Genomic DNA, 15,652 nt, shown 5'->3' on the forward strand with positions numbered 1-15,652 from the left:
TAAAAAAGAAAGCAAGATGCTTTTGGCTCAATTCTCGATTCAAGAATGTTGTATCGTTATTACAGAAGGTTTTCTGTTGACTTATAGTTCACTTTAAGAAGTACAGTATAGAAGAAAGAATCGAATCTTATTTTTGAAAGGATGATCAAAAATGTGTCAGACGCACCAATCAAACGTTTTAAGTGTTTCACACGCAAAAGCGAATTTTGAACGGACGACCATTGAACGAAGAGCGCTTCGTCCACATGATATTTTAATTGATATTCAATTTAGCGGGATCTGTCATTCAGATATCCACAGCGCTTTTGATGAATGGGGCGGCGGCATTTTCCCTATGGTTCCTGGTCATGAGATTACTGGGGTCGTTGCAGCTGTAGGGGATGATGTGACGAAGTTTCAGATCGGAGACCGTGTAGGTGTTGGCTGCTTTGTGGATTCCTGCGGCACCTGTGAATATTGTCAAAATGGAGACGAGCAGTATTGCACAAAAGGGGTCGTCCAAACGTATAACAGCCGTGACTATGACGGGGAACCGACTTATGGCGGCTACAGTCAAAAAATTGTCGTGACTGAACGATTTGTCGTCAGCATACCTGATCAACTGCCTCTTGATGCCGCAAGCCCTCTTCTCTGTGCTGGCATTACAACTTATTCTCCATTAAAGCACTGGAAGGCAGGCCCTGGCAAAAAGGTTGCTATCGTCGGAATGGGCGGACTCGGCCATGTCGCCATTCAATTCGCACGCGCACTTGGCGCTGAAGTAACGGTTTTAAGCCGCTCTTTGAATAAAAAAGAAGAAGCACTATCATTTGGCGCAAAAGACTATTTTGCTACAAGTGATCCTGAAACGTTTCAGACACTAGCCGGTCAGTATGACCTTATTCTCAATACGGTCTCTGCCAACATTAATGTGGATGCCTATCTGTCCTTACTCCGTGTAGATGGAACCTTGGTGAACGTCGGTGCACCGCCTAAGCCGGATCAATTCCACGTCTTTTCATTAATTTCCGGCCGTCGTAGCATAGCTGGTTCACTCGTTGGTGGCATCCAAGAAACACAAGAAATGCTCGATTTCGCAGCTGCTCACAACATCGCACCACAAATTGAAGTGATTAACGCGAATCAAGTTGATGAAGCGTATGAACGGGTGCTGAAAAGTGATGTGCGTTACCGGTTTGTGATTGATATTGCTACGTTGTGATTGAGATTCTTTGAAATGACGATGTTTGGTTGCTTTATAGCTGACCGATGAGAATTCTATGATTTTTGATCAAACGTATAAAAGCCACTTCTCTATTGAGTCGTGGCTTTTTAATGGATAGCTATATGTTAATCTCTTTTTCTTTATGATGGCCACCCATAAATGTAACAACCATACTGGACAAGCTAACCAAAAAACCTAAAATTGCAATCAAAATAGTCATTCCCCCGTTTGGAATAAAAAAGCCGATAGGGATTAAGACAAAGAATGAGAACACGATAAAACATTGATAGATTCCAGATATCAATCTAACCACAATATGATCAAAAAACGACATCACCAGAGGAGGAATAAACAAGAAAACGACCATCCCTAGTGACAGCATGAAGGGTAATGGGTCATCTAACGAAATCGTGTTCTTCCCCGGTGAATCCTTTGCTGCGATTAACAATACTGCAATCGCCATGAGGAGCGTTGAAAAAATGAATAAGAATCGTTTTAACATTTCGATGTCTCCTTAAGTTGTCTTACATTGTCCACTAATAAACCTTTACCACTTTAGATTTGCTCTTATTTCCAGCAGCATCCTTTAAATAAACGGTTATCAACGTATTTTTCTTCTGTTTTTTTATTTTCACTTTAAATTGTCCATTTTTATTTAATTTTGCAGTTCCTAACTTTTTGTTTTTTTGATAAACGTATACTGTAGCATATTTTTCACCTTTACCTGTTATAACCGTTGTATTTTTTTTGATTTTATTAATACTTGGTATAGCAGGAGGTGTTCTATCTAACACTTTTATTGTTTTGCTGCCACTTCTCGCCCCATTAGAATCTACTATATACACAGTGATTAAAGTACCAGCTTTTTGTTTAGGAATTTTGATTGAATACTTCCCTTTTTTTGCATTTGTAGAGCCTAATTTTTTCTGACCAATATATGCGAAAACTTTGGCATTTGTTTCCGCATTACCTACGATATTTGTTGATTGATCAGTTACTGTGTTGATGCTTGGTGTTTTATCTGGATAAGATGCTTTTAAACGATATGTTTGACTGGATACACCATCCCAATGTCTAGGCTCAACAACAATATAGTATTTGCCCTTTTTTAGATTTAAATCGATAACGGGACTTGTCCCAAAGATATCAGGTAAATATTCCTTGGTGATTTCATTACCGTTCTTGTCGTATAAAGCAATAGTGGCTCCTTCCGTTATTTTATCTAGATTAATCTTTACTTTTCCATCTTTCACTGTTGAAAATTGATATACGTCTCTATCCAAATCCGATTCGTGCTTTGATTTGTAATATTGATTTGAGATGAGCGGAACTGCTGTTTCAAACGTGTCGTTTGGTTCGTAAGTATTTGAATCTCTTTTAAAAGAAGCTGGATACGTCACTTTAAGTCGGTACTTAGCATTTGATATTCCTTCCCAATTAGGGGTATATGGTTTTATTTTGACATAATAGGTTCCTTTTTTTATATTTTCGTGAATGACAATATTCTCTCCAGCATTCCACGTATAGTCAGATACAATTTCATTTTTGTTCTCATTATAGACAGTGACTTCTAATTCAGATGTTTCCTGATCTAAAGTAAGATATAACTCACCATCTTTGTTGGAAGTGAACTGATAAACATCCTTATCAATTTCACTATCAATCGTTGATTTATAATAGGTACCATTAGATACCTTCATGCTTGTTTCAAAAGTGTCGTTTGGTTCGAAGGTTGTTAAATTACGCTTAAAAGCACCTGGATATGTCGCTTTTAGTTGATATGTACCTTTAGTCACACCTTCCCATTCACTAGGATTGACTTCAATAAAATATTTCCCTTTTTTCAATTTATTATTGAGAACCAAGGCTTCTCCAGGAAATGAGGATTCATTAGAATCTATCCTATTCCCTTTCGAATCATATAGAGTGATACTAAAAGAGGCAGATGCCTTATCCATCCTGATGTATACTTCTCCATCAGTATTCGTTGTAAAATTGTATCGGTTTATTGAACTCTTGGATTTCAATTCTCCATTTATGGAGACTCCAGATGACATATTAACCTCTTCTGCACTTGCTAATAAAACAAAAGAAAAACTGAAGATAAATATAAAAACAAAAGATCCCAAAATACGTTTCAATATATCCACCACATTTCCATTTTTTATAGAAAGAACATATTGATTTTACCATATTCTACTCCGGAAAAATATTCATTTAATTGATTAATAAGTAAATTGAAACTTCATTTCAATTTTCTTAATGAAAGAATGACTGAACAGTCTGCTTTATGAAGAAAAGAAAAGAAAATAATTTATGGAAATTCCGCATATTGTCAATCCAGTATGTTATACTAAATTAACCTTTGAAGCATGAAATTTTCACGAATACCTTGTACCATCTCCCTACTTGTACGTTGAGTAGGGTTTTTTTATGCAAAAAAACAGGCTCTCCGTAGAGAACCTGTTTTAAAAGAATGAAGATTAAGCAATTTTTTGAACGTTAGCAGCTTGAGCTCCACGAGAACCTTGCTCTACGTCAAATGATACTTTTTGACCTTCGTCTAAAGATTTGAATCCGTCGCCTTGGATAGCTGAGAAATGTACGAATACATCGTCGCCTTCTTCACGTTCGATAAATCCAAAACCTTTTTCTGCGTTAAACCATTTTACTGTACCTTGTTCCATGATTGTTGCCTCCTCGTGCGTTTACCACACAATGTATTATACTATCCTTGCCCAAAGTACCCTCAAGACGAAAAGTCAATCTTCATACTATCCTTTACGCCGAACAAAAATAATTACTTTTCATTATAGCATGAATCGGTAATAATTGCAATTTGTTGATTAGAAAACAGATACTCTCCTTTGCATCGAGTCCCTTTGTGCATAAAATCGTTTTTTCATCACTTACAGAGAGCTGTATCTAAATTCTCTCTAAAATCGACTTAACAAAGTCTGTTTTTCCCTCTGCATATTTGTGTTTGTCATTTTTATTTACACTTGATAGGTTAAGTTTAAGCTGTTGGTACTCACTTCTTGCTAGTTCGTTACTTCTCAGGTAATCTCTAAAATTTATTTGTTCAAGTAGATATCTATTGCCCGTTTGATACATATGGATTTGGTGTGTACGTGGTTCTCCTTTGCTGAAATAGTGTCTTTCAGGCAACACATTGGTTCCTCTATATGAATAACCAAGCCCTTGCAAAGCTGTTATGCAATGTTCTCCGTCAACAAAATGATTGATTTCAATTGCAATATCAATAATTGGCTTTGCACTCAAACCATTTATTGCTGTACTTCCAATATGGTGTACATTCACTATGTACTGACCGATAACTTCTATTATTCGTTTCTTTTCACTTTCAAATTCTTTGACCCATTCAATAGACCAAGGTACTAAAAAAACTTCCCCTCTTGGTAATCCAAGCATTTACTCAACCCCACATTATGATTTTGTTGTTCAGTTGGAAATTTTAAATAACTAAACAGAGAACAATCTCAAACAAAAATTCCACTTACTTAAGATGCACCTTCATATTCTAAAGAATTGATCAAGTATCTGCTACAATAAATTGACAACGAACAGTTTGAACTACATACTCTCCATACACGCTAAAATATAAAATTCCGAGAGGAGAAATGAAATGAACCCTTTATTGTTAGATATTCCTTTACAGTTAGAAACAGAAAGACTCATTCTTCGAGCACCACACCAAACAGGAGACGGAAAAATTGTAAACCAAGCAATAAAGGATTCCTTTTCTGAATTAAAAGCGTGGTTGCCATTCGCTCAAGAACTTCCTACTGCTGAAGAAACAGAAATCAATTTAAGAAATGCTCATATCAATTTTTTAAAGAGAGAAAGTTTTCGTTTTCTTATTTTTGATAAAAACAGCAATCACTTCATTGGGGTAACTAGCCTTCAGAGGATTGACTGGACCATTCCTAAATGTGAGATCGGGTACTGGGTAAATACAAAATGTAGCGGGAATGGATTTATGACAGAAGCAGTGAAGAAATTAGCTGACTTTGGGTTAAACAATATCAAATTTAGAAGAATTGAAATAAGGTGTGAATCAACAAACCTCAAAAGTCGGGCTATCCCAGAAAAACTTGGCTTTGTATTTGAAGGCACTTTAAGAAATGATGATTTATCCGCAGATGGCAGCAAGCTGACTGACACTTGTTTTTATTCCATAATAAAGTAACCTAATGAACATCAGCAATTAAAGTAATAGGTGCATTAGTGGAACAAGAAAAAACATAGCATATTAATTATATATGATATGCTATGTTTTTTAATTTTGGTCTTGATAAGTGGGTCTACTCCGCAAACTTTGCCCTTATAATCTGATGTTTTCTTTGATAAACCCTGACAGAAAGTTTTCAGCAGCATGCTCCTAACACAAGACCACAATGTAACTGCAATCCGCTTCGACCTGTCACGAGTTACTTTTTGTTTTTCTTATTTATTCGAGTCAATTTCTTTAATGGGGCAATTGGATTCACTCTCCATTCATAGATTTCTAAAGACTTTCCTCCTGATTAGCTTTCATGTTTCTTACCATTTTTCATAGTTCGGTCTGTTTTAACTCCGTCACCATCACTTCTACTGGTTTACCTTAATTTCAACGTCCTCAACACTCTGTTCATGAAAGGACTTGTAACCTGTTTTATTTCAAAAAAAGATGCTACATGTTGAAACACCTTGTTTGTATTGACAGCTCTCATTAGCAGGGTAATATTACACTTGATTATTTAAACAAGAATTTTTATACAACCAGTTTATAGCATCATTAAGGTCATTGGCTATATAATCTATTTTAATCCCACTTAATTTATCAAAGTGTTCACGAAGTGAATATTCACCAGCCCCAGTTCTAACCAAAATTTTAATACTTCCTACTTTATCAGCTGCAACAATATCACTCCAGCGGTCCCCAATAACGACGCAATTTTCGAGAGTTAAATCGTGTTTTTGTTGAGCTTCCATTAACATTCCTGTGCCAGGCTTCCTACAAGAGCATCCATCATTATGACCGTGTGGACATATATATACTTCATCAAAACCAAAACCTTTCAATTCCTCTTTAAAATCTTCTACTTTAGCTAATCCACTTGATATACCAGGTTGATTTGTAAAAGAGAATATTTTCACATTATCCTTTTTTAGTTTATTAATTTGAATTGCTGTATAAGGAAAGAGTTCGAATTTTCCGGGATAATGAATAGTATCATCACCACCAATTGTTCCATCTCTATCTAAAAAAATTACTTCTATCTGTTTCATGTTATACCCTCATTATCTAGCAACTGCTCCCGCGTTAAGATTCATTTCAATTAGAAAATTTTGATGACATCAGTTTATCATAAATATTTATTATCAAAGTCCCCTAATACAATTAAAATCTTTTCAACTCTCCTTCTTTTCAATTTGTTTCATTCTTTCCAAGAAAGATAAAAAGGACGCTACACGAAGTAACACCCTTTTACCTTTTGTTTCTCAATATAAATTTTTAAGCTCGTCATTAGACCATCTAGCAAATAACTTGTCTTGTAAAATGTGTAACGATATTCGGCAAACTCTTGTGACAATATAGACCACGATAAATATAAGAAAGAAATTGATGTCAACAAAGCCTCAACATTTATCAATGGAGAACATGTTTTAATTGAACCCAAAACAAAAACCTCTATAAGGCGAATAAGCATAAATAAGAAACTTTTAAATTTACTAGATCAATGGAGACAAGAACAAGAAAAGCTTTTTGATGATCGAAGATGAGAATTTAAAAGTAATCAGATTACACGATTTAAGACATTCACATGTCGCACTTCTCATTGATCAAGGAGAGGAATATCGCACAATCAAAGAACGATTAGGGCATGCATCTATAAGAACAACAATAGATGTATATGGACACTTATTTCCAAACAAACAAAAATCCATGGCTGATAAATTAGATGACATTATTTAAAAATATCAAATTCAAACAAAATATGCCCACTTACTTTATCTAAGTGGGCACGTTTTGGGCATTTACGTGAAATCCTATAAAAAATAAAAAATACCAAAGGTCTATAAACCCTTGGTATCATTGATGCGGCCGAGAGGACTTGAACCTCCACGGGTTATTCACCCACTAGGCCCTCAACCTAGCGCGTCTGCCATTCCGCCACGACCGCGTGTATGATGTGCTCATATATTCATAAGTGCACTGTTTGAAAAAACAATGCGGGTGAAGGGACTTGAACCCCCACGTCATAAAGACACTAGATCCTAAGTCTAGCGCGTCTGCCAATTCCGCCACACCCGCGTGACAATGGTGAGCCATGAAGGACTCGAACCTTCGACCCTCTGATTAAAAGTCAGATGCTCTACCAACTGAGCTAATGGCTCATCTGCTATGCAGAAAAACATATATAAAAAATGGCTGGGCTAGCTGGATTCGAACCAACGCATGACGGAGTCAAAGTCCGTTGCCTTACCGCTTGGCTATAGCCCAACGAATCAAAAAACAAAACATGACCCGTACGGGATTCGAACCCGTGTTACCGCCGTGAAAGGGCGGTGTCTTAACCGCTTGACCAACGGGCCATACAATAATGGCGGAGAAGGAGGGATTTGAACCCTCGCGCCGCTTACGCGACCTACACCCTTAGCAGGGGCGCCTCTTCAGCCACTTGAGTACTTCTCCATTATGGCTCCGCAGGTAGGACTCGAACCTACGACCGATCGGTTAACAGCCGATAGCTCTACCACTGAGCTACTGCGGAATAATAAGACATGTTTCATTATATCTATGCCAGAAAAATGTGTCAAGAATTTTTAAGTGTTTCATTCCTGTCTCATTAGCGACGGCTTTTATAATTTAACATATACTAATATAACAGTCAAGCCTTTCTTCCTTCCTTTTTGTTTTCTGTTTAGTCATGACAGAAAGACCCCGACCTCTAACTGAAAGACCAAGGCCTCCTTGCTGCTGCGCTCCCTATGAGTTCATGACAGCTTATACTTTCGCATCCACTTGTAAAAGGTGCTTCTTGGCACCTCTGCCAGCCTCGCTGCTTCTGACACATGACCTTTTGTTTTGTGCAGTGCTTCAATCACCGTTTGCTTTTGAATGCGTTCCCTTAGCGTGAGTTCTTTTGGATTCTCGGTATACTCTGGTAGATGCAGCTTTTTCTGATTCATCGCCTCTAATACCGTCGCATATTGCGATTCACCAATCCATCCTCCTTTAGGAAACAGTACCCTTATATGTTCAAACAGATTAAAAAGCTCTCGTATGTTTCCTGGCCAGTGGTACGCTTCTAGCTTACGAAAAAAAGATTCAGGAAATGTCGCATTCCATTGGTGTTTCTTTTGGTAATAGCGATAGAAATCAACAATGTCTTCTTTTCTTTCTCTAAGCGGCGGGATGTTGATTGGATAGACATGAAGACGGTAATACAAATCTTCACGTATTTTTCCTTCCTTCAGCAGTTCGTTCATATTCCGGTGTGTCGCTGTAATGATTCTAATATCCAAAGGGATTTCGTGTGTCCCGCCGAGCGGTACGACTTTTCTTTCTTCAATGACCCTAAGAAGCGCCACTTGCATCGCATAAGGGATTTCGCCAATTTCGTCTAAAAAGAGCGTTCCTTTCTGCGCCTGTTCAAATTTCCCCTTTCCTCCATGACGTTTTGCCCCTGTAAAAGCTCCTTCAGCATAACCAAATAGTTCGCTTTCTAACAGGCTTTCTGGTATGGCTCCACAATTAACGGCAATAAACGGTCCTTTATTTCTTTCACTAGCTAAGTGAATCGCTCGAGCGGCCAGTTCTTTCCCTGTACCTGTTTCTCCCCAAATATATACATTTACATCTGTTTGTGCCGCTCGTTTCAATTCGCTGAGCGTCTGCTGAAATACTGTACTTGTTCCAGATTCCCCGGGAAATTGAGCAAAAGAAACGGTGATATTGCTCTTCGCTGCTTCTTCAAGAGAAAAAGACATCCCAAGCAGCTCTCCGTCTTGTTCTGACTGAATGAGACGCTTGTCTCGTGTAACAAATGTATCAGCCATGAGCAGCTCAACATCCATTCCGTACCAGTCTGAAAATCGATCTCTAATCGGTTTGCTTGCCAAAACAATCTGCTTTTTCTCATTACAGACAACATACGGCTCGTCCGCTTCTACCTGCTGGAGACAATGACTGACCAGCTCCATCTCTTTCCTTTTTTGCTGGACCTGAATTTCTCTCTCTATGGCATATGCAACTGTTGAAGCCATCCCAAGCATAAAAGGATGCCTTTGATCCGCCATACAGGAGATATCAATGACTCCTATGATCGTGCCGTCTGCGTCACGAATAGGGGCCGCTGAACAACTCCAATGGTGGGAAGCGACTGAAAAATGCTCAGTTCCATTGATCGCTACAGCTTCCCCAATGACCAGTGCCGTTCCAATAGCGTTCGTCCCCACATCGGCTTCGGTCCAGCGCGCGCCCTCCATAAAATTTATTTTTTTCGCTTCTACCAGCGTCCTTTGGCTTCCTGTCAGACTTAGCACATAGCCATCTGCATCAATGAGTAGAGCCATCATGTCCGATTCTATTAATTGCTGACTAATTTTATTTAAGTAAGGAAGAGCGGCATTTAGGAATAGTGAGTACTTCTTTTTTTGAATACTGAATAATTCCTTTTCTAACAACGACTGTCCTTTATCTAAATACGGGTTCACATTTGCCTGTTTACATCTGTGCCATGACTCCATCACTCTCTTGTCCAGACGAGACCTATCAAGTAAACCTTCACGAACAAAGCGTTTCCAAGTATTTAAATAACAAGGCGTCGGATTCATTCCATCCTCTCCTCTGGGGGCTTTTTATCCATTATAGATAATTATAAAAGCGCTTTCAATTATTGACTGACCCAGGAATTCATTCGGATAAAATGTTTCTCTATCAGCAGTGCACCGCTCGTCCATTTGTTTGCAGCAAGGCTTCGTGTATCGCCTCAGAGAGTGTCGGATGTGCCGCAATAAACTGCTCTAATGTATCAGCTGTCAACTCTGTATGCATCATCACTGCCGCTTGTCCAATCAGTTCTGTGGCATTTGGCCCGATAATTGATACACCTAAAATTTCTTGATATTTCGGTTCGACAATGACCTTTACTTGACCTGCTGGCTGATTTAAAATGAGTGCTTTTCCATTAGCAGAAAATGCGAATTTCCCTATCCGAATCTCCCCATATTTTTTTCTAGCACTCTCTTCATTTAAACCGACATTCGCGATTTCTGGAGACGTATAGATGCACCTTGGAATCACTTGTTCATTGACCTTTACATCTTCACCTGATGCATGTGATGCCGCAATCGTTCCTTCATGAAAAGCAGCATGAGCAAGCTGAACACCGCCTGTCACATCACCGCACGCATAGATATGCGGGAGATTGGTTTGCATATGCTCATTGACGCAGATGCCGTTTCTGTCAAATTCTATGCCGACCTGCTCAAGATTCAGCTCTCCCAGCCTCGGCTTTCTGCCAATGGCGACTAAACAATGATTGGCCTTGATGTCACAGCGCTCTCCATGTTCCTTCTCAACCACCACTTTTTTTGAGATTGCATCAAGCTGTTTGACTGCTGCTGATGTCAAAATCTCCACACCAGCTTTTTGAAGCTGATCGTGAAGACAGTTAGCGGTATCGTGATCTTCTTCAGGTAAAATGTGTGCTGCCTGTTCAACCATGACAACCTTTGATCCCATTCTGCTAAAGATGCTTGCAAACTCACAGCCGATCACTCCTCCGCCAATGATACAAAGCGAATCTGGTATTGAAGGGAGCGTCATCGCATCCTTACTATCAATGATCCACTCTCTATCAAATGGGGCGAAGGGTAAAGCAGCAGGTTCTGATCCTGAAGCAATAATGATTTGTTTTGCTTGAATGATGTCTGATTTCCCTTCACTTTCTATCAATAGCTCATGTGCTGAAAGAAATGATGCTTTCCCATTTAACACGCTGATTTTGTTTTTATTCATCAAATAACGAACGCCATCAGTCAGCTGCTTCACGACTGACCGCTTCCGCTTTTGAACAGCATCCCAATGAATGATAGGGTCATTTTCTGGAAGCTCAATTCCAAAATGACCAGCTGATTTGACATGCTCGTACATATCGGCGCTTTGCAAAAGGGCTTTCGTTGGGATACAGCCTTCATTCAGGCAGGTACCTCCTAACAGGCCTCGGTCGATTAATACAACCTCTCTGCCAAAACGGGCGGCTGTTATTGCCGCCACATATCCTGCTGGCCCGCCTCCTATAATGACTAGCGTCATGGTCATTTCACCTTCTTCCTATAAAAGAATGGATACTGGTTTTTCTAAATAGGCTTTAACAGTTGATAAAAATTGTGATGCCGGAGCCCCGTCCAGCACGCGGTGGTCAAATGTCAGACTGAGTGGCAGGATCGTCCCTTTACATAATTCATTCCCATGATAAACAGGCATGTGATCCGCTTTTCCAACGCCAAGAATACCTGCTTCCGGCGGATTCAAAATCGGGGTGAAATGTTCCACACCATAAGCACCTAGGTTAGTGATTGTAAAGGTAGAGCCTTCAATTTCATCGTGGAGAAGTTTGCCTTCACGTGCTTTTTTGCCATACGATTTGATACTCTTCGCCAGCTCAATAAGTGAAAGCTTTTCCGCATGCCGAATAACAGGTACTGCCAGCCCGTGATCTAAAGCAGCAGCGATTCCAAGATGTACATGCTCAAAAGTTTCGACTCTATCATGTTGATATTGACTGTTCATTGCAGGGTGCTTTTGCAGAGAAAGAATCACTGCTTTGGCTACAAAATCGGTCATGGTTAATTTCATATCGTGTTGTGCTCCAGCTGTTTCGTTCAACTCAGACTGTAATGCTGTAAGTTTTGTCACATCCGCTTTCATCGTTATTGTTAATTGTGCACTTGTTTGCAGGCTTTCCATCATTCGCGAGGCAATGGTTTTCCGCATCATGCTGACTGGCTGATGCTTTGTTGGTTCATTATGTTGTTTTTCTTTTTCATCAGGAAGTGCCCGAAGCACATCCGCTTTCGTGATTCTCCCATCTGGACCTGTTCCCACTAGTGTATGAATATCCAAATTAGCACTTTGAGCAATCTTACGTGCAACAGGGGAGATTTTTATTCTCTCTTTCTTTTGTTTTGGCGGCAGGTCTTTTTCTTTCTTTTCCTCGACCTGTTCATTTCCTTCACCGATATAGCAGATGACCGTGCCAGGCGGTACACCTTCTCCCTCAGACACTTTTATATCCAATATGGTTCCTTCTGCAGGTGATTCGATCTCCATTTCAATTTTTTCAGAGTTGATGCTTGCAATGCTTTCCCCTTTATTCACGGTCTCTCCGATCTCTTTATTCCAGACAGATACCGTTCCTTCTTTCATTGACATGCCCAATTTCGGCATCACAACCTCGACAGCCATCTCCCTCTCTCCTTTCTTTAGTTCAAGATCTTGTCATGACTTTTTCCAACCATCTCTAAGACAGTGTTCACAACCTTATCAGGTGTCGGCAAATAGATATCTTCAAGCGGTGGTGAAAATGGGACCGGTGTATGAGGAGCCGTCACTTTTTTGATTGGAGCGTCGAGTAAATCGAAGCCTTTATCCGCAACCAGAGAAGAAATATCTGCGGCAATTCCGCATCTTGGATTTGCTTCATCCACAATGACAAGCCGATTTGTTTTCTCTACTGAAGTCAGAATGGCCTCTTCATCGAGCGGCGACAAGCTTCTAGGATCAATCACCTCGGCTTCAATTCCTTGCGCAGCTAATTGCTCTGCTGCTTCGAGTGCTGTATGAACTTGTTTGCCTACTGCAAAAATGGTCACATCTGAGCCTTCTCTTTTCACATCTGCTTTGCCAAGCGGCAGCGTGTAATATCGCTCCGGAACATCTCCTGTAATATTGTAAAGCGTTTTGTCTTCAAAAAAGATGACAGGGTCCTGATCCTCGATGGCTGCCAGCAGCAATCCTTTGGCATCGTATGGTGAAGAAGGCACCACCACTTTCAATCCAGGGATGCTTGTAAATAGCGCATACAAGCTTTGCGAATGCTGAGCAGCTGCTCTAAAACCCGCTCCATGTGTCGTTCTGATCGTGATCGGTACCTCTGCTTTTCCGCCAAACATATATCGGAATTTTGCTCCTTGATTCAGCACTTGGTCCAGACAGGTGCCGATAAAATCATTAAACATGAGTTCTGCAATTGGCCTTAGCCCTGTGGAAGCAGCTGCCATGGCCGCACCTACATAGCCAGCTTCACTAATCGGTGTGTCAAGGACTCGCTCACGTCCAAACTCCTGAACGATTCCTTTCGTTACACCGAGCACACCGCCCCATGCTTCATCATCCTGTAAGTGATCTACATGAGCGCCGCCAGCAACATCTTCCCCCATTAAAATGACATCCTCGTCTCTTCTCATGGCAAGCTTAATCGCTTCATTCAATGCACTAGACATGCTGATTTCTCTTGTCATTTTCCTCTCCTCCTTCTGATTTATTGATACGAAACATACACGTCGGTCAATAATTCGGTCTGATCTGGATATTCACTTTCTTCACTGAATTGAACGGCTTCATCTATCGCTTCAGTTACTGCCGTTTCAATATTTGATAGCTCTCCATTCGTCAGCAGCTGCTGCTTGATCAATTCATTTTTAAAAAGAGTGATCGCATCTCTCTCTTCTTGATGTTCTGTTTTTTCTTGATTGGTTTTGTAACGCTGGGCGTCTCCTTCGAAATGGCCATAATTCCGATATGTCATACATTCAATCAATGTCGGACCTTCTCCATTTTTCGCTCGTTCAATTGCTTGTTCTGCGGCTTGATAAACGGCCATCAAATCTTTTCCGTCTACTTGAATCCCAGGAATGTTATAACCGGCCGCTCGATCGACGATTGATTTGCAGCTTGAAGCATAGGAAAATGGTGTCGCTTCTCCGTACCCATTGTTTTCTGCGATGAAAATGACGGGCAGTTTCCAGATGGCCGCGAGATTGATTCCTTCGTGGAAAGTCCCTTGATTGTTTGCACCATCTCCAAAAAAGCAAACGCTTACATTTTCGGTCTTTTTATATTTGGCTGTGAGTGCTGCCCCGCACGCAAGAGGAAAGCCGCCTCCAACAATTCCGTTGGCACCAAGCATTCCTTTATCAAAATCTGCAATGTGCATGGATCCGCCTTTGCCTTTACAAAGACCTGTGGCTTTTCCATAGATTTCTGCCATCATTCCTTTTAGATCACAGCCCTTCGCTATACAATGGCCGTGGCCGCGGTGGGTACTTGTAATACTGTCTTTTTCATTCAGATGAGCACAGACTCCTACGGCAACAGCTTCTTCGCCAGCATAAAGATGGACAAACCCCGGCAAGATTCCTTTTGTAAAAAGCGTGTGCACCCGGTCTTCAAATTGGCGGATTTCCTGCATTTTTTGATACATCCATACGGCTTTTTCTTTAGTCAATGCCATTTCCATTTGGTAAAACCTCCTATCCTTTTTTGCTTGCACTTCTATACAAGCAAAAATCGTGCCAACATGAAGATACATGAACATTTAGGCTTTGACCGAATCACACCGATGAAAAAAGAGACAAAATGAGACATGCGTCTCTTTTTGTCTCCATATGTCCACACATCTAATGGAACAAAAAAAGCATCCCCATAGAGGAATGCTTATCACAATGAATCGGTTGTACGCTGCCACTTTAATTTCCCTTTGCAGACGCCGCATACATAACGAGAGGTATCAAACCGTCTTTTTCTGATAAAAGACCGGCCGCATCCTGTGCAAATGTATTCATGGCGTTTCCCCGCACGTCGCTTCTTTTGTACGGTCTTAAGCGGTGTACAAAAACGCGGGGCTCCTACTTGTTTTAATAACTCTTTAAAATCACGGTCTCGATGCTGATAGCCTTTTCCTTCAAGATGTAGATGATAATGACACAGCTCATGCTTGATGATCCCAATTAATTCTTCTCGTCCATGCTCCTCTAGGTATCGGCGGTTCAGTTCGATATTGTGTGTACCAAGTAAATATCGCCCGCCTGTCGTTTTTAACCGGTCATTAAAAACAGCCTGATGGCGGAATGTCTTGCCAAAGAACTGCTGGGAAATGTGCTCTGTTAACTGCTGTAACTCTCTCTCGTTCAATCAAGATCGTTCCTTTCTATAAAAACCTCGAACGGGACAATTTCCCCTATGCATACATTGAAGATACACCCACTGTTTCGATCAAAGGAGGAATGGGCGATGCCCAACTGGCTGAAAAATCAGATGCAGAAGGCATTTTATGAGAAAAATCATTATCAAATCAAATTGCTGAATCAATGCTGGTACTTCTATAGAAAAAAACATTCAGTCACATCAAGGCACACCCCATCCTAAGGTGCGCC

General features: G+C 40.3%; 14 protein-coding genes, 7 tRNA genes and 2 pseudogenes. 4 read left to right on the plus strand and 19 right to left on the minus strand.

What is annotated here, in order from left to right; all coding sequences use genetic code 11:
* The first annotated feature begins 151 nt into the window (after positions 1-151).
* The gene (locus V6Z54_RS04665) at positions 152-1,201 is read left to right on the plus strand and encodes an NAD(P)-dependent alcohol dehydrogenase (protein WP_041089237.1); all 1,050 of its coding nucleotides are present in this window, start codon (positions 152-154) and stop codon (positions 1,199-1,201) included.
* Between the two features lie 121 nt (positions 1,202-1,322).
* On the opposite strand, the gene V6Z54_RS04670 is transcribed toward V6Z54_RS04665, so the two are convergent.
* The 4 genes from V6Z54_RS04670 to V6Z54_RS04685 form a co-directional block, all read right to left on the minus strand.
* The gene (locus V6Z54_RS04670; protein WP_041089235.1) at positions 1,323-1,706 is read right to left on the minus strand and encodes a hypothetical protein; all 384 of its coding nucleotides are present in this window, start codon (positions 1,704-1,706) and stop codon (positions 1,323-1,325) included.
* 34 nt (positions 1,707-1,740) lie between these two features.
* A complete protein-coding gene (locus tag V6Z54_RS04675; protein WP_080772307.1) occupies positions 1,741-3,345 on the minus strand; it encodes a PPC domain-containing protein in 1,605 nt (534 codons plus the stop codon).
* Positions 3,346-3,687: 342 nt separating this feature from the next.
* Entirely contained in the window at positions 3,688-3,891 is a 204-nt protein-coding gene (cspC, locus tag V6Z54_RS04680; protein ID WP_008346765.1) for a cold shock protein CspC, read from the minus strand.
* Between the two features lie 238 nt (positions 3,892-4,129).
* Positions 4,130-4,636, minus strand: a complete 507-nt coding sequence (locus V6Z54_RS04685; RefSeq protein WP_041089231.1) for a GrpB family protein — start codon at positions 4,634-4,636, stop codon at positions 4,130-4,132.
* Positions 4,637-4,850: 214 nt separating this feature from the next.
* Here V6Z54_RS04685 and V6Z54_RS04690 point away from each other — a divergent pair, with 214 nt between their 5' ends.
* Complete coding sequence (locus tag V6Z54_RS04690; RefSeq protein ID WP_041089229.1) at positions 4,851-5,414, plus strand: GNAT family protein; 564 nt, start codon at positions 4,851-4,853, stop codon at positions 5,412-5,414.
* A gap of 536 nt (positions 5,415-5,950) precedes the next feature.
* Here the strand turns inward: V6Z54_RS04690 and V6Z54_RS04695 are convergent.
* Together V6Z54_RS04695 and V6Z54_RS04700 are read right to left on the minus strand one after the other, a co-directional pair.
* Positions 5,951-6,496: an HAD-IIIA family hydrolase gene (locus V6Z54_RS04695; RefSeq protein ID WP_041089227.1), complete on the minus strand. Its 546-nt coding sequence runs from the start codon at positions 6,494-6,496 to the stop codon at positions 5,951-5,953.
* Positions 6,497-6,619: 123 nt separating this feature from the next.
* Positions 6,620-6,795, minus strand: a pseudogene (locus V6Z54_RS04700) (hypothetical protein); the annotation flags it as partial.
* A 31-nt stretch (positions 6,796-6,826) separates the two neighbouring features.
* On the opposite strand from V6Z54_RS04700, the pseudogene V6Z54_RS04705 reads away from it, so the two are divergent.
* Positions 6,827-7,184, plus strand: a pseudogene (locus V6Z54_RS04705) (site-specific integrase); the annotation flags it as partial.
* A gap of 124 nt (positions 7,185-7,308) precedes the next feature.
* Here V6Z54_RS04705 and V6Z54_RS04710 read toward each other — a convergent pair.
* The 13 genes from V6Z54_RS04710 to V6Z54_RS04770 all read right to left on the minus strand — a co-directional run bounded on the left by V6Z54_RS04710 (position 7,309) and on the right by V6Z54_RS04770 (position 15,410).
* Positions 7,309-7,392, minus strand: a tRNA-Leu gene (locus V6Z54_RS04710).
* A 48-nt stretch (positions 7,393-7,440) separates the two neighbouring features.
* Positions 7,441-7,523: transfer RNA gene (locus tag V6Z54_RS04715), tRNA-Leu, on the minus strand.
* A 7-nt stretch (positions 7,524-7,530) separates the two neighbouring features.
* A tRNA-Lys gene (locus tag V6Z54_RS04720) sits at positions 7,531-7,606 on the minus strand.
* A gap of 31 nt (positions 7,607-7,637) precedes the next feature.
* Positions 7,638-7,712: transfer RNA gene (locus tag V6Z54_RS04725), tRNA-Gln, on the minus strand.
* A 20-nt stretch (positions 7,713-7,732) separates the two neighbouring features.
* Positions 7,733-7,804: transfer RNA gene (locus tag V6Z54_RS04730), tRNA-Glu, on the minus strand.
* 9 nt (positions 7,805-7,813) lie between these two features.
* A tRNA-Ser gene (locus V6Z54_RS04735) sits at positions 7,814-7,904 on the minus strand.
* A 4-nt stretch (positions 7,905-7,908) separates the two neighbouring features.
* Positions 7,909-7,983 (minus strand) — tRNA-Asn (locus V6Z54_RS04740).
* 223 nt (positions 7,984-8,206) lie between these two features.
* Entirely contained in the window at positions 8,207-10,048 is a 1,842-nt protein-coding gene (locus tag V6Z54_RS04745; RefSeq protein ID WP_338527760.1) for a sigma-54-dependent Fis family transcriptional regulator, read from the minus strand.
* A gap of 103 nt (positions 10,049-10,151) precedes the next feature.
* Positions 10,152-11,531, minus strand: a complete 1,380-nt coding sequence (lpdA, locus tag V6Z54_RS04750; RefSeq protein WP_338527959.1) for a dihydrolipoyl dehydrogenase — start codon at positions 11,529-11,531, stop codon at positions 10,152-10,154.
* A gap of 18 nt (positions 11,532-11,549) precedes the next feature.
* Positions 11,550-12,683 carry a dihydrolipoamide acetyltransferase family protein gene (locus V6Z54_RS04755; protein WP_338527761.1) on the minus strand — a complete coding sequence of 378 codons (1,134 nt, stop codon included), beginning with the start codon at positions 12,681-12,683 and terminating at the stop codon, positions 11,550-11,552.
* 17 nt (positions 12,684-12,700) lie between these two features.
* The gene (locus V6Z54_RS04760; protein ID WP_008346887.1) at positions 12,701-13,738 is read right to left on the minus strand and encodes an alpha-ketoacid dehydrogenase subunit beta; all 1,038 of its coding nucleotides are present in this window, start codon (positions 13,736-13,738) and stop codon (positions 12,701-12,703) included.
* Positions 13,739-13,758: 20 nt separating this feature from the next.
* The gene (locus V6Z54_RS04765; protein ID WP_041089217.1) at positions 13,759-14,736 is read right to left on the minus strand and encodes a thiamine pyrophosphate-dependent dehydrogenase E1 component subunit alpha; all 978 of its coding nucleotides are present in this window, start codon (positions 14,734-14,736) and stop codon (positions 13,759-13,761) included.
* Positions 14,737-14,936: 200 nt separating this feature from the next.
* Positions 14,937-15,410, minus strand: a complete 474-nt coding sequence (locus V6Z54_RS04770) for a SprT family protein (protein ID WP_041089215.1) — start codon at positions 15,408-15,410, stop codon at positions 14,937-14,939.
* Between the two features lie 99 nt (positions 15,411-15,509).
* Between V6Z54_RS04770 and cmpA the strand changes: the two genes are divergently transcribed.
* Positions 15,510-15,644 carry a cortex morphogenetic protein CmpA gene (cmpA, locus tag V6Z54_RS04775; RefSeq protein WP_008346893.1) on the plus strand — a complete coding sequence of 45 codons (135 nt, stop codon included), beginning with the start codon at positions 15,510-15,512 and terminating at the stop codon, positions 15,642-15,644.
* Positions 15,645-15,652: the final 8 nt, after the last annotated feature.

It is taken from the genome of Bacillus sp. MAG717A, assembly GCF_036884855.1.
In the GTDB taxonomy this organism is placed as follows: domain Bacteria; phylum Bacillota; class Bacilli; order Bacillales; family Bacillaceae; genus Bacillus; species Bacillus safensis.